This window comes from Streptococcus shenyangsis (genome assembly GCF_006385785.1).
In the GTDB taxonomy this organism is placed as follows: Bacteria; Bacillota; Bacilli; order Lactobacillales; family Streptococcaceae; genus Streptococcus; species Streptococcus shenyangsis.
In genome coordinates, this window is the sequence record NZ_VFSH01000001.1 from 261,690 (window position 1) to 281,410 (window position 19,721).

Consider the following 19,721-nt stretch of genomic DNA (forward strand, 5'->3'; position numbering starts at 1 on the left):
TGCAAATTTTTTCCTCATCTTACAAGGGAAAATGTTTTTACATCCTCAGCACCAGCATCTTCCAGCAGTTTCTTCACACGATTTATAGTTGTTCCAGTAGTATAAATATCATCTATAATCAAGATTTTTTTAGGAATAGTGACTCCACTTTTAACAAAGAAAGGAAGTCCTGTTGCCAAGCGTTCTGAACGACTCTTAGAAGAACTAGCTCGCTCTTCTCTTTTCTCTAATAAATCCAAATACTTGAATTCTGCTGCCTCTACCAAGCCCTCAACCTGATTAAATCCTCTATCAGCATATCTCTCCTTACTTAATGGAATGACTACAAATTGGTACTCTTTGTACTTTTTCAACTCCTCGCTTAAAAATGAAGAAAAAACTTTTCTTAAAAGGAAGTCTCCATCAAATTTATATCGACTAAAAAAATCCTTCATAGCTTGATTGTAAGTGAAAATCGCTCTATGAGAGACCTCAACCCCTTCTTTACACCAAAATTGACAATCTTGACACTTTGTTGACAATCCTGTTTTCATACAGTTGGGACAGTGCTCTTCTCCAATTCTCTCAAAAGTAGAATCACAGTCTGAACAAAGATAGGAGTCATCATTCCTCAGAAGTAAGAGACTACTAAAAGTTAAAATAGCCTTCATAGTCTGCCCACACAACAAGCACTTCATAGCCCCGCCTCCTTGTTCATCTGCTGAATTTCCTTAATTGCCTTCTTGATTGAAGCATTTAATCCATCATGGAAGAAAAGCAAATCTCCTGTTGGTCTATCCATGCTTCGTCCAACTCGTCCACCAATCTGAATCAAACTAGACTTGGTAAAAAGGCGATGATTGGCCTCTACTACGAAAACATCCACACAAGGGAAGGTAACTCCACGCTCCAAGATTGTCGTACTGATAAGTATTGTCAGTTCTCCATCTCGAAAAGCTTGTACCTGATCTAATCGATCTTCTGTTACAGAAGATACAAAGCCAATTTTCTCATTTGGAAATTGCTCTTGTAAAATTTCTTTTAACTGCTCCCCTTTCTTAATTTCTGAAGCAAAAATGAGTAACGGATAAGCTGTCTTTCTCTGCTTCTCAATATAGGACTTTAGCTTTGGTGACAACCGACTTTTCTCTAAACAGTGATTAAAATCGGATAACCAAACAGGTTTAGGAATAATCAAAGGATTTCCATGAAATCGTCTTGGCAAACTCAATCGTTTTAATTCTCCGATGCGAACCTTCCTATCTAACTCATCGGTAGAAGTTGCTGTTAAAAAGATTCTCAGCCCATTCTCCTTTACACTATTCTTGACAGCGTGGTAAAGCATGGGATTATCAACATAAGGAAAGGCATCTACTTCATCCACTATCAGTAAATCAAAAGCTTGATAAAATTTCAATAACTGATGAGTCGTCGCAACAACTAATGGTGTTCGAAAATAAGGTTCCGATTCTCCATGTAGGAGGGCTACCTCACAAGAAAAATCATTTTGAAGGCGCTTGTACAGCTCCAAACAAACATCTATGCGAGGACTAGCCAAACATACTGCACCACCCGCATTGATCACTTTAGCCACTACTTGATAAATCATTTCTGTCTTTCCAGCTCCTGTCACCGCATGAACTAAAGTTGGCTCTTGCTTGTCTACTGCTTGAATCAGTCCCTCTGACACCTTCTCTTGAAAAGGAGTTAATTGACCACGCCATTTAAGAACATCCTGTTTAGGAAAATCCTCCTGCGGAAAATAGTACAAAACTTGATCACTCCGAACTCGCTTCATCAGCAAGCATTCCCGACAATAGTAAGCACCGATGGGCAAATACCATTTCTCTAGAATAATACTATTACAACGTTGACAGAAAAGTTTCCCCTTCTCCTTTCTCATTGCGGGAAGCTTCTCCGCCAACTGACGTTCCTCTTCTGACAATTCATTCTCAGTAAACAAACGACCGAGATAATTTGAATTTACTTTCATACTTCTTTATTCGTAAAAACTAGCGCTTTAGATGATTTTTTAGTACAATTAAATCATGGAATTTAGAACAATTAAAGAGGACGGACAAGTCCAAGAAGAAATCAAAAAATCTCGCTTTATCTGTCATGCTAAGCGTGTTTATAGCGAAGAAGAGGCTCGTGACTTCATTACTGCCATCAAAAAAGAACACTACAAAGCTACGCATAACTGCTCTGCCTTCATTATTGGGGAACGTAGTGAAATCAAACGTACAAGTGATGATGGTGAGCCCAGTGGTACTGCCGGCGTTCCCATGCTTGGGGTACTAGAAAATCACAATCTCACCAATATCTGTGTGGTAGTGACACGCTACTTCGGTGGTATTAAGCTAGGCGCTGGAGGATTGATTCGTGCTTACGCAGGCAGTGTTGCCTTAGCTGTCAAAGAAATTGGCATCATTGAAATAAAGGAACAGGTTGGCATTGCTATTCAAATGTCTTACACTCAGTACCAAGAATATAATAACTTCCTTAAAGAACATACTCTCATGGAGCTGGATACAAATTTTACAGATCAAGTCGATACGATGATTTATGTTGATAAAGAAGAAAAAGAAAACATTAAAGCTGCACTGGTAGAGTTTTTTAATGGAAAAGTTACTTTAACTGATCAAGGTTTACGCGAAGTTGAAGTTCCTGTAAACTTAGTGTAAACAATGGAAAAGTAGTGTTTCATTGATATTCTCACCGCTACTTTAATTAGCAACATAAAAAGGTGCTTATCAAGACCTACTAGAAAATGAAGCAATTCAAAAAGAAAACGGATAGTATTCTCCTTTACACCTATTTACTATAATTAGCTTGTCACAATCACTTAAAAATTAGTAGATTGGACCTATGATATAAAAAAATCCTATCACTTCGATAGGATTTCTATATTTTACAAATGGTATAAATAGCGTTATACTAGAAATATCTTATACAAAGAGGTATTCTTATGTCTATTTATAACAACATTACTGAACTAATCGGACAAACACCGATTGTTAAACTCAACAACATTGTGCCAGAAGGTGCTGCGGACGTCTATGTCAAGCTTGAAGCATTTAACCCTGGTTCATCGGTAAAAGACCGTATTGCCCTTAGCATGATTGAAAAAGCTGAACAAGATGGTATTCTGAAACCTGGTTCTACTATTGTTGAAGCAACGAGTGGAAACACTGGTATTGGACTTTCATGGGTAGGTGCTGCTAAAGGGTATAAAGTTGTCATCGTTATGCCTGAAACTATGAGTGTAGAACGCCGTAAGATTATCCAAGCCTATGGCGCTGAACTCGTCCTTACGCCTGGTAGCGAAGGAATGAAGGGTGCTATTGCCAAGGCTCAAGAAATCGCTGCTGAACGTGATGGTTTCCTTCCTCTTCAATTCGACAATCCAGCAAATCCAGAAGTACACGAAAGAACAACAGGAGCTGAGATACTAGCTGCTTTCGATAAAGATGGATTAGATGCCTTTGTTGCTGGAGTTGGTACCGGTGGAACGATTTCTGGTGTTTCTCATGCACTCAAATCAGCAAATCCAGGTATTCAAGTTTATGCAGTAGAAGCAGATGAATCTGCTATTCTATCTGGTGAAAAACCTGGTCCTCACAAAATTCAAGGTATCTCAGCTGGATTTATTCCTGATACACTTGATACAAATGCCTATGATGGTATCGTTCGTGTAACGTCAGACAATGCTCTGGCACTTGGCCGTGAGATTGGCGGAAAAGAAGGATTCCTTGTTGGTATTTCTTCAGCTGCAGCTATCTACGGAGCAATTGAAGTTGCTAAAAAATTAGGTACAGGTAAGAAGGTCCTTGCTCTAGCACCAGATAACGGTGAACGTTATCTCTCCACAGCACTCTATGAATTTGAAGTGTAGTCTCCTAAATACATTTAGCCCTTATTATAGGGCTTTTTATTTATACTCAATAAAAATCAAAGAGCAAACTAGGAAACCAGCCGCAGGCTGTACTTGAGTACGACAAGGCGACGTTGACGTGGTTTGAAGAGATTTTCGAAGAGTATTATACCTTGAAAATAGAAAACTCTCCCTATAAGAATCTACTGCATAATAAAAAGGAAGCAAATTTACTTCCTTTCTATAATTAGTTATTCAAGGCTGCTGCCATTGTAGCTGCAACTTCTGCTTCAAAGTCGTTTGCAGCTTTTTCGATACCTTCACCAACTTCAAAGCGAGCGAACTCAACTACTGAAGCGTTAACTGATTCAAGGTAAGCTTCAACTGTCTTGCTGTCATCCATGATGTAAACTTGTGCAAGAAGTGTGTAAGCTTGGTCAACTTTAGTGTTGTCAAGCATGAAGCGATCCATTTTACCTGGGATGATTTTATCCCAGATTTTTTCTGGTTTACCTTCTGCAGCCAATTCAGCTTTGATAGCTTCTTCAGCTTGAGCGATTACTTCATCAGTCAATTGAGCTTTAGATCCGTATGCCAAGTGTGGAAGAGCTGGTTTACCAACCATAGCACGGCTTTCATTATCTTGGTCGATAACGTGGTTCAATTGTGCCAACTCATCTTTAACAAATTGCTCATCCAATTCTTTGTATGAAAGAACTGTTGGTTTCATAGCAGCGATGTGCATTGAAATTTGTTTAGCAAGTGCTTCGTCTCCACCCTCGATTACAGAGATAACACCGATACGTCCACCGTTGTGTTGGTATGCTCCGAAGTGTTGTGCATCTGTTTTTTCAATCAAAGCAAAGCGACGGAATGAGATTTTTTCTCCGATAGTCGCTGTTGCAGACACATAAGCTGCTTCAAGAGTTTCACCTGAAGGCATTGTCAAAGCAAGAGCTTCTTCGTTGTTAGCTGGTTTTCCTTCAGCGATTACTTTAGCTGTAGCATTTACCAACTCAACAAATTGAGCGTTTTTCGCAACGAAGTCAGTTTCAGCATTTACTTCAACAACTGCTGCAACGTTACCGTCAACATAAACACCAGTCAAACCTTCTGCAGCAACACGGTCAGCTTTCTTAGCTGCTTTTGCCATACCTTTTTCGCGAAGCAATTCAATCGCTTTTTCGATATCGCCTTCCACTTCAACCAATGCTTTTTTAGCGTCCATAACACCAGCACCAGATTTTTCACGCAACTCTTTAACAAGTTTAGCTGTAATTTCTGCCATTTTGATTCTCCTATATTTTTTAAAAATAGGAGAGCCGGGCTAAGCCCCGCCCTCCTAGGTAATTACTATTTATTATGAATTAAGCGTTGTCGCCTTCTACAACTTCAACGATTTCTTCGATTGAGTCCGCTTGAGCTTCTGAAGATGCAAATTCTGCTTCAACTGCTGCAACAGCATCTTCACCTTGGCGACCTTCAATGATAGCGTCTGCCAATTTAGCTGTAATCAACTTAACTGCGCGGATAGCGTCATCGTTAGCTGGGATGATTACATCGATATCATCTGGATCAGTGTTTGTATCAACCATCGCTACAACTGGGATACCCAATTTTTTAGCTTCTTTAACAGCGATTTGCTCTTTATGTGGGTCAACTACGTACATTACATCTGGGATACGAGGCATATCTTCGATACCTCCCAAGAATTTTTCAAGACGTGCACGTTGTTTGTTAAGAAGTGCAACTTCTTTCTTAGGAAGAACTTCGAAAGTTCCATCTTCTTCCATACGTTTGATTTCTTTCAAACGAGCGATACGTTTTTGGATTGTTCCCCAGTTTGTAAGAGTTCCACCCAACCAACGGTGGTTGATGAAGTATTGACCTGAACGTACTGCTTCTTCAGCAACCGCATCAGCTGCTTGTTTCTTAGTACCAACGAACAATACAACTGCATCGTTAGCTGCTGCATCACGCATGAAGTCGTATGCTTGGTCAGCGTATTTTACAGTTTGTTGCAAGTCGATAACGTGGATTCCGTTACGCTCAGTAAAGATGTACTTAGCCATCTTAGGGTTCCAGCGACGAGTTTGGTGACCAAAGTGTACACCAGCCTCAAGAAGTTGTTTCATTGAAATTACTGCCATGAGTATTTCTCCTTTTTGTTTTTTTCCTCTTCTTGACTTCAACTCGCAAAACGACCCAAGGGCAACTGTTTCACAATTCATCAAGAATGAGTATTATCGTTCACACGACAATTTTCATTTTACCATACTTTTTCAATATTTTCAAGTTTTTTAAGAATTTTTTATAGAGACTATCGACACTAAAAAAGAGACTCTATTAAGTCTCCTTTTCTAATTAATCTGCATAAATATATGTTACAAAACCTGATGACGTAGTTGTCGGATTGAACCACCCACGATGATTTCCAAGCGTGCGATTACCAGCATAATTTGATTCTGACACTTGGATACGTGTTGTTGATTCTACAGCAGTGACTACCGCTACATGTCCATATCCACCATCATTCCAACATGCAATTGCACCAACTTGAGGTGTTGAACCTGTACGGAATCCTGCAGCAGCTGCACTTGTAGCCCACTGTGCTCCATTACCCCAATAGTCTCCAGCCCAAGGTGCTAATGTTTTAACTCCCCACGTACATTCTCCAATTGGATAAGTTGAAGCATTTGTACTGTATGTTGGGCGTTGTTTGACTGCCACAGGAGTATATGTTGTTGATTCCGAAGAAGCTACAGCTTGAACCTGTGCTGCAAAAGTCGTATTTCCAGAAGCAACAACTGTTTGTTGTTGACTTACTTGTTTTGCCTTATAAGCTGCTTCTGCCTCTGCTGCTGCTTTTGCTGCCGCTTCTGCTTCTGCTTTTTTCTCTAGCAAACTCGCTTTTTCATCTTCTGCTGTAGCTTTTTCAGCAGCAAGATTTAATTCTGCAGCCTTCAACTCAGCTTGTTTCGTTGTTAGAGCTTGTGCATCATCAGACAATTTCTGTTGATTTGCAATTACTGTATTAATTGCGTCATTGTTTGCCACTTGCTTCTCAGAAATTGATTTTTTATCTGCTTTTTGTTGTTCCAACATTTTGTTGTTAGCAGATACGATTTCATTCATTGCTGCTACACGTGAAATAGCTTCTGTAATTGATTTTGAGTTTACAATCGTATTGATGTAGCTAGTTGCAGCTCCATTTGTTTGAGCACTACGAGCTTGTTTTTCCAAAGAATCATTACGAGATACAATATTTTTAGAAAGTTCTGTAATCTCACTCTCAAGTTTTTTGGATTCTGCTTGTAATCTATCATTTTCAGCTTGCAAGTTAGATTGCTCAGCTTGAATAGCTGATACTTGCTCCTGAATTTGGTCAACTTGTTTTTGGGCTTCTTGTTGTTGTGCTGTTAAGGTACTAATTTTATTATCTTGAGCAGCAATTTTGTCATCAGTAGTTTCTGCATGCGCAGTTGTTAAAACAGCTACTTGAGAAACCATTACTGTACTTAATAAAAGTGACGCTAAGATTTTTTTCTTCATATTACGTAGATACTCCTTCTTTTAAAGACAATACTAGTATACCAAAAAAAGGCCTAATGAATATTACGCCTTTGTTACATTTTTGTTTCTTTCTCATAGATAATATTTTTCAAAAATAAACTGAAAAATAAGCATCCACACAAGATTTAAAATCATGGATGGTACTAGGCTATAAACGATAAAAATCGGCAGACTATCTACAGTTAAACCTACCACTAATGCAAAAAGATAAGCTCCCATATCAAATAGAAAACTCATAACAATCATAGCTAAGATTCTTGTCCAGCGATTCAACAAAATAACACTATTCAATTTATGAAGAAAGGCTCCTAATAAGATAAATAAGAGAGTTGCAATCCCTATTAGATGGAAAAAGTAAACATCGTAAACCAAGCCTATCACAAAACAATAAACTAGGTAGAAATACTCTGATACTTCTATCGTCTCAAATAAGAGAAATAGAAAAAGAAAATGACTAGCCAAATGTACATGGGGAAAAAATGAGCCCAGAAGCTGGCTAACATGGGCGTCAATTAGAACAAAGAAAGGAAGCAATACAAATACTCCAACCCGCTTCAACTGTCTCATTATGAATTCCCCACTAATTCTATCACATCCACATTATGAGTATCTGCACTCAATTTAACAGTTACTTCTCGTGTCAAATAGTCTGTACTATGCGTTGTGGTAACTACTTCACCAACAGGAATATCCGCAACATTAAAGTTTCCTAATCCACCCGTTGTCACTTTATCGCCTGTACTAATATCGCTATTACTATTTAATTGACTAATTTTAAGAACTTCATTTTCCTTGTCATAGCCAACAATAATTCCATAAATTGTGGTAGTGCCGTGTTGAATTTTAACAGAAATCTTATCAGCATTTTCCGTATTTGTCAGAAGGTTGACTCTAGTAGAGTTGTCCTCTACTTTTGAAACACTCCCAATCAAGCCACCATTTGCAATAGCTAACATGTTCTCAGAAGCACCTTTTGATTTACCTGCATCTAAGGTCAATTCCTGCTGCCAAGATACTGGAGATCGCATAATAACATCTGCTACCAAAGTCTTTGTAGCTTGCAACTTGGACTTCATATCAAGCAATTTGCGCAGTTGTTCATTTTCCGTCTTTAAACTTTCCGCCTCATTTGATTTAACTTCTAATTGGTAAATCTGTTTCTTCAAACTTTCATTTTCATTATATGTTCGTGTCAAATGAGACAAATCTGATTTAACAGAATCAAACCACCGAAAAGGTTTTTGCACAACCCTATCAACCAATGAGATTCCATCTCCTAATTTTGTCACAATTGTACTTGAATAAGTCGTCGCTAAGAGAGCTGACACAAGCAGAACAGTGACAAAAACAATAATGACATATTTTGATTTTTTAAAACGGTTCATATCCCTACCTTTATATCAAAAACTGTTACAGTAACTTTTAATCAATTCTTTAAATGCTACTAAGATTTTAAGAAAAATAAGCAACAACCAAGTACGAGAATAACAAGAATTGCTAGCGTATCCTTTCGGGTCCATTTCAATTGTCTGTATTGACTTCTGCCTTTTCCCCCCTGATAACCACGCGCTTCCATGGCGATAGCCAAGGAATCTGCACGTTTTAAACTTGTCGCAAAAAGAGGAATCAAAATAGGAATCATCGCCTTTACTTTTTGAACAATACTTCCTTCTCCAAAATCCACTCCACGCGCTTTCTGTGCATTCATAATACGCGTCGTATCATCCATCAATGTTGGCACAAAACGTAGACTCATGGACAGCATCAATCCAATTTCATGAACTGGAACTTTCACACGCTTTAAAGGCGCTAACAAAGCTTCAACAGCTGAGGCCAGACTTAAGGGCATTGTTGTTAAGGTTAACAAAGTTGAAAAGAAAATAATCAATACAAAGCGACAAAAAATAATTCCAGCTTGTTGCAAAGCATAATCCGTGATTCTCACAAACGAAAACTCAAATAAAACATTCCCATTAGAAATGAAAAATAGTTGAAAGATAGTTGTGAAGGCGATCAAGAAAAACATAGACTTCAAACCCTGAATAAAAAATGAGAGAGATACTCCTGACAAGGCAATAAAGACCCCTGTCGCTATAAAAAGAATCAGATTCGTTAAGGGATTATTAGCCCAAAACACAATCAAAATCAGTAGCATCATAGCAAGTAATTTGCTGCGTGGATCCAATCGGTGAACAATTGAATCCCCTGGGATATAACGTCCCAAAATCATACTATCCATTTAGCGACTCCTTGAATTCCTCTATCTTAATCGGTAATCGTTTAAATGACACACCTCTGTCCGCCAATCGTTTACAAAAGGCTGTAATTTTAGGTACTCCCAACTGCACTTCTTCCATAAAGACAACATCTTGAAAGACATCACTCGGTTTCCCACCCTTCACTAAACGTCCCTTTTCCATCACATAGACTTGATTCGCATATTCAGCAACATCATCCATCAAATGCGTCACCAAGACGATAGTCATCCCTGACTGGTGGAGTTTTTTGAATAAATTCATCAACTCTTTTCTCCCCAGAGGATCCAGGCCTGCTGTGGGTTCATCTAAGACTAATATAGCTGGCTCCATGGCAAGTATGCCTGCAATGGCCACACGTCTCATTTGCCCACCTGACAGCTCAAACGGGCTACGATTAAAAAGTGATTCATCAATTCCAACCAGAGCCAGTTTCTCACGCGCAATCTTCTTCGCATCTTCTTCAGAAACTCCAAAATTTTGCGGTCCAAAAGCAACGTCCTTCAAAACCGTTTCTTCAAAGATCTGATTTTCAGCAAACTGAAATACCAAACCAACCTGTTTTCTAATTTGACGAATGTCTTTATTTTTAGAAGTCGAGGTGATTAAAGTATCAAAAACCCGTACACTACCTTGACTTGGCACCAATAAACCATTTAAGAGTTGTAAAATAGTTGATTTACCGCTACCTGTGTGCCCAATTAAAGCTGTATAAGAACCATCTTCAATCGTCAAAGAAACATCCAACAAAGCTGCTGAAGCTAAGGGAGTCCCTTCTTGATATGTAAAACTCACATTTTCTAGAGCAATTCCCATAGCTTATCCTCTAGTTCACTTTCTGTCAAATAATTTTCAGGTAAATCATAGCCATTCTGGCTCAAAGAATGTTTTAATTGATTGGCAAAAGGATCGTCTAATCCAATTTGATCTAAATCATTTCGAGAGAAAAGTTCTCTTGGACTGCTGGTTGACTCAATTTCCCCTTTTTTCATGACCAATACACGATCACTCATGGCGACTTCTTCCAAATCATGGGTAATGGAAATGACCGTCATATCATAGTCTTTTCGAATTCCTTTTACTGTCTCAATCAGTTCTCTACGCCCCTCAGGATCCAACATACTCGTTGCTTCATCTAGGATTAAAATAGCTGGTCTAAGGGCTACAACGCCTGCAATAGCCACACGTTGCTTTTGACCACCTGACAGACGTGCTGGCTCTCTCTTTTTAAAGTCCAACATGCCAACCAAATCCAGAGCTTCTTCCACTCTCTTTTTCATTTCCTGACGAGAAAGTCCCTGATTTTCCAAACCAAAAGCAACATCATCTTCAACAGTCGCTCCAACAAATTGATTGTCTGGATTTTGAAAAACCATACCGATTTTACGACGTATATTCCAAACATTTTCCTCAGTCAAACGTTGGCCATCAATTACAATCTCTCCAGATTCTGCTTCCAATAAGCCATCAATTAATCGAACCGTCGTTGATTTACCACTACCATTATGCCCTACAATCGAAAGCCATTCCCCACGTTTCACGTGAAACGTAATATCCTTCACATCATAGTATTCTTGACTTTCCTTATAACGAAAAGAAAGATTTTTTACATCAATTATTGATTTCATTTCGAACCAAATGTCCCTTTAAATACATAGGCACTACCCTTGAAATAGTCATAGCCAGAGTAGATAGTGAAAAACAAGGCCACATAAAGTAGAACTTGGCCAATCAAAGTCCAATGTAATAGCAAGAAAATAATCGCAAACATCTGACTGAAAGTTTTAATTTTTCCAGGCATAGCTGCTGCTAAAACTGTTCCACCAGTTTCAACCAGTAACAGCCTTAAACCTGTAACAGCCAACTCACGACAGATAATCACTGTAATAATCCAAGCCGGAGCCATACCTAACTCAATCAACATAATAAAAGCCGACATAACTAGTAACTTATCCGCCATAGGATCTGCAAATTTACCAAAATTACTGACCACATTCCATTTACGAGCTAAATATCCATCTAAATAGTCTGTAATACTGGCAACAGCAAAGATAATAGCTGCCACTATATGACTCTCTATCGAATTTCCTATCGTTAAAATAAAGATAAAGATGGGAATAAAGAAAATTCGACCTATTGTTAAGAGATTTGGAATTTGTTCTTTTTTCATTTGTTTTTCCTTAATTCTTAGTAAAGGTTATCGTAATTGTCCCAGTATAAGCTGTTAATTTCGATAAATCAACAGTCTGATTATCTACTGTCAAAGCAACACCTTTTACAACACCTAAAGTAATGGTTACAGAATTTTTAGTTGAAACGGTTGTTTCCACACTTTTATTATCCGATGATAAGGTCACTCCACCCTCAAGTTCACTTTCGGAAATACTGACCCAACTTCTAGCATCTGAAACCGATAATTGTAATTTTGCAGTTTCCTTACTTGTTTTATAAGCTATTTCTACATGATTTCCTTCACCTGATACACTTATAGCTGATTCTACACTAGAAGAACTGCTAGATGAACTACTACTTGAAGATTGGGGAACAGAGCTAGTTGAACTTGTTGATTGAACCACACTGTAATTAGAAAGAGAAGGCCCCTCTGGTTGAGTTTGAATATAGTTCCAAACATAATAGGTCACAAAAATTAAAATCGATAAAGCAAAAAGGATAAAATAAAATAAAGGTAAAAATGATGTTTTTTTCTTATTTTTCTTACTTGAACGTCTGCGCCCTGTCAACTCATCTTCATCAACATCTACTTCCTCATAAGTAATCATACTCCCAGAATCATAAGCATCCAAAACAATTTGGTCATCTAACTCAACAGCCCATGCATATTTTTTCAAGAAAGAACGCGTGTAAAAAGGACTTGGAAGTTGATCGAAATCGTCTGCTTCCATTGCTTCCAACATATCTAACTGGATTTCTGTCTTTTTCTGCAATTCATCTAAACTCAATCCCTGATTGATTCTAGCTAATCGTAAAACCTCACCAATTGTTTTTTTCCTCATACTTGTCATCCCTTCTTTCTAGTGTCTATTATGATAGGTTACTACGATGGGAATATTGTAAAATCAACTATATCCCCTTCATCTATTAAATGATGCCCTGCTTCAAGGACATCCTCTAAAGTAATTTCCTGTAAAATCTTTGGTAAATCAAAAATTGTCTCACCATGTTCAAAAGCATCATATTGCGTTGCAATAAATTCAAGAGAATTCATGCTACTGAAAAATTCTCCAAACATCTCTCTTTTGATAATATCTAAATGATCCTCTGTAATATCTAAATCCTTTGTAAAATTACGAATAGCCTTCCTAAACTGATGAGATAAAGCAACTGGCTCTTTTGTATCCATTGTCAACATAACAAAATGAAAACGACTTGTTACTTCAATTTCAAGAGATAAGGAAGCATCTATTTTACCTGATTCATATAACTTTTGAAAACGATCCGAAGTCCAACCAAACATCATTGCAAACAATAATTTTAATAAAATATGATGTCGATAGCAATCCGCTTCAGCAACTTTTCGCTTACCTCTAATCCCAATCGCTAGTTTGGGAGAAGATACTTCCATTCTCATACTGTCTGTTTGCTTTACAGCCTGTAAAACAAATTTTTCTCTTACTACTTCCTGAACATCTAAATCTTTCAATTCTTTTCTTTCAAAATAGTCCTGTACTTGCTCCACATCAAAATTACCAACTAAAAACAGAGACATGTTTACAGGTTTGTAAAACTTTGTAAAATTTTCTTGCAATTTAGTTAGATTGATTTGGGAAATAGACTCCTCGCTTCCAACTATATCTGTTGATAAAGGTGTACCAGGATACAAATTCGCTAAGGTTGAAAAGAATAAACACGAATCTGGATCATCTTGATACATTTCTCGTTCTTGCTGAATAATATCCTGCTCTCTTAAAATGGAATCTTCAGTAAAATGTGCTGATGTTACCAATTCATCAAGTAACTCTAAATTTTCTAAAAAATGATCCGTTGCTGAAAAAAGATAACTTGTTTTTGTAAAGCTTGTAAAGGCATTACTATCTGCACCTAGACTCGTAAAAGCAGACATCAAATCACTAGAATCTTCTCTCTCAAATAATTTATGTTCAAGAAAATGAGCAATTCCTGCAGGATATTGTTTTACATCTCCGTCAACTTCTGTGACAAGCATATCTACCGATCCAAACTGTACAGTTACACTCCCGTAAACCTCTTTAAATTCCTTTTTAGGTAAAAGAGCAACTGTCAATCCATTTGCCAAACGAGTTCGATAAACCATTTCTTTTACAGCTGGATAGTATTTTTCTTCAAAAACAACCTTTGTCATTCTATTCCTTCCATAAAGTAAATCGCCTGTAGTTTCACATTATTAGCTGCTCTACAAATAGCATCTTTGTCAACTTGCTCGAGATTTGCAATCCAACTTTTAAAATCTGCTGAAGATTTTCCAAGTAAGGCATTTTGATAAGCACGTTCAATCAATGAACCTTGATTATCTTGAAAAAGTAACAAAGACCGACGAATCATTTCCTTGGTCTGCTCTAACTCAAGCTCTGTAAAATAACCTTTTTTTAAATCAAGAAGTTGATTATTCATCATTTTTCGAGCCTGGTTCCGATTTTCTCGATCGATACCAGCATACATCCTCAAGAATCCACTAAATAAATCAAGCTGACTTGAAATAGTATAAGCCAATCCAGCATTTTCACGGACATTTGTAAATAGTTTAGAGTGAGCAAATCCACCCAGTAAACCATTCATTACAATCATGGGTAAATGTTGCTCATCACCATATTCAGAAGGGCAATGATAACCTAATTCCACAATGGATTGTCCCACATTTTTTCGAACCATACCTTCCTGAAGAATATTGGAATAAGGTTGACAATACTGAACCGTCACATATCCTTCTCGACCTTTAAAGCCAAATGATTTTAATACATTTTGAATTTCGACCTCATTAAAATCACCTAGGAAAAAAAAATCTATTCGATCATTGGCCAAAAATTCTTGGAAACAAGAATAAGAATTTTGTGGAGTTTCAGCTAAAATACGATTTCGTAAATCACTATATTCCAGTCTGAGACGTTCATCATGAAAAAATAATTTGTCTAATTCTTTATGTGCGAAATAAAAAGAATCATCCATGTCAGCTGCTAAACTTGCTAGCAATTGTTTTTTCTCAATTTCAAATAAGGCCGAATCAAACCCATTATCAACTACTACGGGTGAAAAAAGAGTTTCTTTTACAAGTTCCAAAACCTGAGAAGTTAGCACATTTTTCCTACTTAAAAACTCATCACGAACATAGGTAAATGTCAATTCTACAATGTGACTTTGCCCTCTTCTGAAACAATTGGTTGACATATCTGTACCATATAGACTGGCCAAGTGTCTTCTCAAATCTTGAGAAGTGGGATACATCTGATTAGCAATCTCTAGCATACTCGCACTCAACATGCGACCTGCAATCGTATCGAGGGATAATGGAGCGGTAAAACGCACGGTGATTTTGTTCGTTTTAAACTTCTTTGATTGGATAAAATGTGTTGAAATTCCATGCACTAACTCCATGATTTACCTCCTTATATACAGACTTCTATTATATCACGAAAACCTGAAATTTTCTTGTTCTCTGTAACACTTTTGAAATAAAAATCGCTTACATTTCTCCCTGTTTCTCTAACTATTTTTAGGAAAATATGGTATAATACCAAAGATTGAGGTGAATTATGGAATACAAATTATTTGAAGAATTTATTACCCTCCAAGCACTACTCAAAGAACTTGGAATTACACATAGCGGAGGAGCTATTAAATCCTTTCTCTCTGAACATCCTGTTTATTTTAATGGGGAATTAGAGAGTCGTCGTGGTAAAAAACTTCGTATTGGCGATAAGGTTGACATCCCTGACATGAACATTGACATCTTGTTGACACAACCTACTTCTGAAGAACAGAATGAATACCAAGCTGATAAAGTTGAAAAAGAACGAATCGCTAAACTTGTCAAGGAGATGAATAAAGGAGTAAAAAAAAACAACTCTAAACCTACTTCATTCTCCAAAAGCAAACAAGCTCCGCGATTCCCTGGTAGATAATCATGTGGTTACAACACCTATCTCTCAAAACTTTTCGTAACTATAAAGAGACGAAAATAGACTTTAATCCTAAATTAAATGTCTTTTTAGGACGCAATGCACAAGGAAAAACAAATATGTTAGAGGCTATCTATTTTTTAGCCTTAACACGTAGCCATCGAACTCGAACAGATAAAAATCTCATTCATTTTGATGAGGAACAACTTCATCTTTCAGGTCTCGTTCAGAAAAAAACGGGATCCATTCCTCTCGAAATCGAACTCACACAAAAAGGACGTGTGACAAAAGTTAACCATTTAAAACAGGCACGACTTTCAGATTATGTAGGACACATGAATGTTGTCTTATTTGCTCCTGAAGATTTACAACTAATTAAAGGAGCACCTTCGGTTCGACGAAAATTCATTGATATGGAACTTGGACAAATCAAGCCAATCTATTTATCAGATTTAACCAATTATAATCACATCCTAAAACAAAGAAACACTTATCTAAAATCAGCTCAAAAAATAGATGAAACCTTCCTCTCAGTGTTGGATGATCAGCTAGTTGATTATGGATGTCGTGTAATGAATCACCGCTTAGATTTCATAAAAAAACTAGAATCATTTGGGCGTAAGAAACATTTTGAACTCTCTAATCAGATTGAAGAGTTGTCAATATCCTATCAATCTTCTGTCAATATAATTGACAAACAAAACTTATCCGAATCTTTCAAAATTGCTTTAGAAAAAAGTAGATCCAGAGATTTATTTAAAAAGAATACTGGTGTTGGGCCTCATCGAGATGACATTTCTTTCTATATAAATGGAATGGATGCTAGTTTCGGAAGCCAAGGTCAACATCGTAGTCTCGTCCTATCGATAAAATTAGCAGAAATCGAATTAATGGAAAGTATTACTACAGAATCTCCAATATTACTGCTTGACGATGTTATGAGCGAACTTGACAACACTAGACAACTAAAATTGTTGGAAACGATTTCACATTCAATCCAAACCTTTATTACAACAACAAGCTTAGATCATCTTCAAAATCTACCAGAAAATATAAGTATTTTCGCTATTCAAAATGGTCAAGTTGTTGTAAACGAAAATTGACAATATTGTAAAAGAACTCCTATTGCCACAGGAGTTCTTTTCATTTCTTTTACATCGAATAATTTGGTGCCTCATTAGTAATTTGTACATCATGAGGATGGCTTTCTTTCAAACCAGCACCAGACATTTCAATAAATTGAGCATTATCGTGTAGTTCTTGAAGGTTAGCTGCACCACAGTAACCCATACCAGAGCGAATACCACCAATCATTTGGAAGACAATATCAGCTGCTGCTCCTTTATAAGCAACACGACCTTCAATTCCTTCTGGAACGAGTTTGTTTGCTTCATTGACAGAACCTTGGAAGTAACGATCACTTGAACCTTTTTTCATAGCAGCGATTGATCCCATACCACGGTAAGTCTTGAACTTACGTCCTTGGAAGATTTCAGTTTCACCTGGAGCTTCATCAGTTCCAGCAAACATTGATCCAAGCATAACAGCATTTCCACCAGCCGCAAGTGCTTTTACAATATCTCCAGAATACTTGATTCCACCGTCAGCAATGATAGTTTTACCATATTCACGCGCAACAGCTGCAGCATCGTAGATAGCTGTTACTTGCGGAACACCAACACCAGCAATCACACGAGTAGTACAAATAGAACCTGGTCCAATACCAACCTTGACAACGTCTACACCTGCTTCGTAAAGGGCACGTGCACCTTCAGCAGTAGCAATATTTCCAGCAATCAAAGTACGATCTGGGAAGTGAGCACGAATCTCAGCAATTTTACGCAAGACACCTGCAGAATGACCATGTGCAGTATCAATAACAATCGCATCCGCTCCTGCCTCAAAAAGAGCCTCTGCACGTTCAAATGTATCTGAAGTAACACCTACTGCACCTGCAACTAGAAGACGACCAAACTCATCTTTCGCCGCATTTGGAAACTCAATAACTTTTTCAATATCTTTAATAGTAATCAAACCAGAAAGACGGCCTTCGTCATCTACCAACGGAAGTTTTTCAATACGGTGTTCTTGAAGAATACTCTCAGCTGTTGCAAGGTCTGTACCCACAGGAGCAGTAACAAGATTTTCACTAGTCATATGGTTTGATATTGGTTGGTTATAATCTGAAATAAAACGAAGATCTCGGTTTGTCAAAATACCAACCAATTTACGATTTTCAAGTGTTTCAACAACTGGAACACCACTGATGCGGTAACGACCCATAAGCTCATCTGCTTCAGCAATTGTATGTTCAGGCGTCAAGAAGAACGGATCAATAATAACTCCATTTTCAGAACGCTTTACCTTACGAACCTCGTCTGCTTGTTGAGCAATTGACATGTTTTTATGGATAACTCCGAGACCACCTGCACGAGCAATAGCAATAGCCATTTGACTCTCTGTTACTGTGTCCATAGCAGCGGTAATAATTGGGATATTTAAAGTCAAATTATCTGCCAGTTTAGTTGTTAAATCTGCATCATTAGGCAACACATGACTTTCAGCTGGAATAAGCAATACATCATCAAAGGTAAAACCTTTTTTCAAAAATTTAGTGTCCCAATTAGACATTCGAAGTTTCCTCTTTTCTTTCTTTTTGAGCTTGACTCTTTTTATATTGTATCTATCATACCATTCTATAAAAATTTGTCAAATGTTACAGGGGTAAATAAAAAACTATCTTTTCTTCGAGATAGAAATGATAGTTTCTTGTAAAATAAACTTAGTTAAAGTAATGAAGTCCCATTGCTCCTTTAACCTCAGATAGGGTTTGACCTGCAACTTCACGCGCTCTTTCACTACCTTTTTGAAGCATATTATAAACTTCTCCCATATCCTTAGCAAATTCAATACGGCGCTCACGAATAGGACCAAGTTCACGTTCTAATATTTCAAGTAGATAACGCTTTGTCTTCACATCACCAAGACCACCTCGTTGATAATGTTCTTTCATTTCAGCAATTTCTTGAGCATCTTCTGGGCGACCAAAAACATCTAGATAATGGAAAACCATATTTCCCTCAATCTTACCTGGATCTTCCACTCGAATATGATCTGGATCTGTATACATACTCATTACTTTTTTACGCAAAGTATCCGCATCATCAGCTAAATAAATACCATTATTAAGGGATTTAGACATTTTAGCATTTCCATCTAAACCAGGCAAACGCCCTGCTCTCTCATTTTCTGGATAAATACCTTCCGGCTCTACCAAGACATCACAGTTATATGCATTATTAAAAGAACGAACAATCTCGCGAGTTTGCTCAATCATTGGTTTTTGGTCTGTCCCAACAGGAACATAGTTAGCCTTGAAAGCTGTAATGTCAGCTGCTTGAGCTATTGGATAGACTAAGAATCCTGTCGGAATGCTTTCTCCAAATCCTTTCTGAGCAATTTCTGTCTTGACAGTTGGATTACGCTCCAAACGTGCTAATGACACCAAATTCATATAATACATAGACAACTCAGCTAATTCTGGAATTTGGCTTTGAATAAAAATAGTTGATTTACTTGGATCCAATCCAACTGCAAGATAATCCAAAGCCACATTTCCGATAGACTCTACAATTGTTTGAGGGTCTTTAGCATGATCTGTCAAAGCTTGTTGGTCAGCCAAGAACACAAACATATCATACTTATCCTCTTCCTGTAATAAAACTCTATTTTTGAGACTTCCAACATAATGTCCAATATGCAATTTTCCTGTTGGACGGTCTCCTGTTAAAATAATGGGTTTAGTCATTTTATTCTCCTTCGATATGGTCCCTTCAATTATAGCATTTTTTTAATGAAATAACCGTAATTTATTAAAATAAATCAGTCTTGCTATTTACGGATTCGTGTAAAGCATTCTGTAAATATAGT

At 37.4% G+C, this 19,721-nt stretch carries 20 protein-coding genes; 4 read left to right on the forward strand and 16 right to left on the reverse strand.

The genetic code is table 11. From position 1 onward, the window contains the following. Window positions 1-14: 14 nt before the first annotated feature. On the reverse strand, window positions 15-677 hold the full coding sequence (locus FJR77_RS01380) for a ComF family protein (protein ID WP_049540323.1): 663 nt from the start codon (window positions 675-677) through the stop codon (window positions 15-17). Further along, window positions 674-1,972: a DEAD/DEAH box helicase gene (locus tag FJR77_RS01385; RefSeq protein ID WP_140833946.1), complete on the reverse strand. Its 1,299-nt coding sequence runs from the start codon at window positions 1,970-1,972 to the stop codon at window positions 674-676. The genes FJR77_RS01380 and FJR77_RS01385 overlap by 4 nt, the downstream gene beginning before the upstream one ends. Window positions 1,973-2,027: 55 nt before the next feature. Between FJR77_RS01385 and FJR77_RS01390 the strand changes: the two genes are divergently transcribed. Together FJR77_RS01390 and cysK are read left to right on the forward strand one after the other, a co-directional pair. Continuing rightward, the gene (locus tag FJR77_RS01390) at window positions 2,028-2,663 is read left to right on the forward strand and encodes a YigZ family protein (protein ID WP_033680905.1); all 636 of its coding nucleotides are present in this window, start codon (window positions 2,028-2,030) and stop codon (window positions 2,661-2,663) included. A 284-nt stretch (window positions 2,664-2,947) separates the two neighbouring features. After that, window positions 2,948-3,874 carry a cysteine synthase A gene (cysK, locus tag FJR77_RS01395; protein ID WP_140833945.1) on the forward strand — a complete coding sequence of 309 codons (927 nt, stop codon included), beginning with the start codon at window positions 2,948-2,950 and terminating at the stop codon, window positions 3,872-3,874. 226 nt (window positions 3,875-4,100) lie between these two features. Here cysK and tsf read toward each other — a convergent pair whose 3' ends face one another. The 12 genes from tsf to yfmF form a co-directional block, all read right to left on the reverse strand. Beyond that, the gene (gene tsf / locus FJR77_RS01405) at window positions 4,101-5,141 is read right to left on the reverse strand and encodes a translation elongation factor Ts (RefSeq protein ID WP_060954961.1); all 1,041 of its coding nucleotides are present in this window, start codon (window positions 5,139-5,141) and stop codon (window positions 4,101-4,103) included. A gap of 79 nt (window positions 5,142-5,220) precedes the next feature. Then, window positions 5,221-6,003 carry a 30S ribosomal protein S2 gene (gene rpsB / locus FJR77_RS01410; RefSeq protein WP_000268463.1) on the reverse strand — a complete coding sequence of 261 codons (783 nt, stop codon included), beginning with the start codon at window positions 6,001-6,003 and terminating at the stop codon, window positions 5,221-5,223. A gap of 214 nt (window positions 6,004-6,217) precedes the next feature. Continuing rightward, window positions 6,218-7,405 (reverse strand): peptidoglycan hydrolase PcsB, encoded by a 1,188-nt coding sequence (gene pcsB, locus FJR77_RS01415; RefSeq protein WP_000727025.1) that lies wholly within the window; start codon window positions 7,403-7,405, stop codon window positions 6,218-6,220. Between the two features lie 93 nt (window positions 7,406-7,498). Beyond that, on the reverse strand, window positions 7,499-7,993 hold the full coding sequence (gene mreD, locus FJR77_RS01420; RefSeq protein ID WP_049535498.1) for a rod shape-determining protein MreD: 495 nt from the start codon (window positions 7,991-7,993) through the stop codon (window positions 7,499-7,501). Further along, window positions 7,993-8,811, reverse strand: coding sequence for a rod shape-determining protein MreC (mreC, locus tag FJR77_RS01425; protein ID WP_140833943.1), 819 nt, complete (start codon window positions 8,809-8,811; stop codon window positions 7,993-7,995). Before mreC ends, mreD begins: the two co-directional genes overlap by 1 nt. A gap of 59 nt (window positions 8,812-8,870) precedes the next feature. Next, the gene (locus FJR77_RS01430; protein ID WP_140833941.1) at window positions 8,871-9,665 is read right to left on the reverse strand and encodes an energy-coupling factor transporter transmembrane component T family protein; all 795 of its coding nucleotides are present in this window, start codon (window positions 9,663-9,665) and stop codon (window positions 8,871-8,873) included. Then, on the reverse strand, window positions 9,658-10,497 hold the full coding sequence (locus FJR77_RS01435) for an energy-coupling factor transporter ATPase (RefSeq protein WP_049535501.1): 840 nt from the start codon (window positions 10,495-10,497) through the stop codon (window positions 9,658-9,660). Before FJR77_RS01435 ends, FJR77_RS01430 begins: the two co-directional genes overlap by 8 nt. Beyond that, window positions 10,482-11,309, reverse strand: a complete 828-nt coding sequence (locus FJR77_RS01440) for an energy-coupling factor ABC transporter ATP-binding protein (RefSeq protein ID WP_140833939.1) — start codon at window positions 11,307-11,309, stop codon at window positions 10,482-10,484. Before FJR77_RS01440 ends, FJR77_RS01435 begins: the two co-directional genes overlap by 16 nt. Beyond that, window positions 11,306-11,851, reverse strand: a complete 546-nt coding sequence (pgsA, locus tag FJR77_RS01445; RefSeq protein ID WP_140833937.1) for a CDP-diacylglycerol--glycerol-3-phosphate 3-phosphatidyltransferase — start codon at window positions 11,849-11,851, stop codon at window positions 11,306-11,308. The genes FJR77_RS01440 and pgsA overlap by 4 nt, the downstream gene beginning before the upstream one ends. 10 nt (window positions 11,852-11,861) lie before the next feature. Further along, complete coding sequence (rodZ, locus tag FJR77_RS01450) at window positions 11,862-12,695, reverse strand: cytoskeleton protein RodZ (RefSeq protein WP_181146613.1); 834 nt, start codon at window positions 12,693-12,695, stop codon at window positions 11,862-11,864. A gap of 41 nt (window positions 12,696-12,736) precedes the next feature. Then, entirely contained in the window at window positions 12,737-14,020 is a 1,284-nt protein-coding gene (gene yfmH / locus FJR77_RS01455; RefSeq protein WP_140833933.1) for an EF-P 5-aminopentanol modification-associated protein YfmH, read from the reverse strand. Further along, complete coding sequence (yfmF, locus tag FJR77_RS01460; protein WP_140833931.1) at window positions 14,017-15,267, reverse strand: EF-P 5-aminopentanol modification-associated protein YfmF; 1,251 nt, start codon at window positions 15,265-15,267, stop codon at window positions 14,017-14,019. Before yfmF ends, yfmH begins: the two co-directional genes overlap by 4 nt. A 158-nt stretch (window positions 15,268-15,425) precedes the next feature. Here yfmF and yaaA point away from each other — a divergent pair, with 158 nt between their 5' ends. Together yaaA and recF are read left to right on the forward strand one after the other, a co-directional pair. Beyond that, entirely contained in the window at window positions 15,426-15,794 is a 369-nt protein-coding gene (gene yaaA, locus FJR77_RS01465) for a S4 domain-containing protein YaaA (protein WP_140833929.1), read from the forward strand. 2 nt (window positions 15,795-15,796) lie between these two features. After that, window positions 15,797-16,894, forward strand: coding sequence for a DNA replication/repair protein RecF (recF, locus tag FJR77_RS01470; RefSeq protein WP_140833927.1), 1,098 nt, complete (start codon window positions 15,797-15,799; stop codon window positions 16,892-16,894). 49 nt (window positions 16,895-16,943) lie between these two features. Here recF and guaB read toward each other — a convergent pair whose 3' ends face one another. Together guaB and trpS are read right to left on the reverse strand one after the other, a co-directional pair. Beyond that, window positions 16,944-18,422, reverse strand: coding sequence for an IMP dehydrogenase (guaB, locus tag FJR77_RS01475; RefSeq protein ID WP_140833925.1), 1,479 nt, complete (start codon window positions 18,420-18,422; stop codon window positions 16,944-16,946). 151 nt (window positions 18,423-18,573) lie between these two features. Then, window positions 18,574-19,599 carry a tryptophan--tRNA ligase gene (trpS, locus tag FJR77_RS01480; RefSeq protein ID WP_000165458.1) on the reverse strand — a complete coding sequence of 342 codons (1,026 nt, stop codon included), beginning with the start codon at window positions 19,597-19,599 and terminating at the stop codon, window positions 18,574-18,576. Window positions 19,600-19,721: the final 122 nt, after the last annotated feature.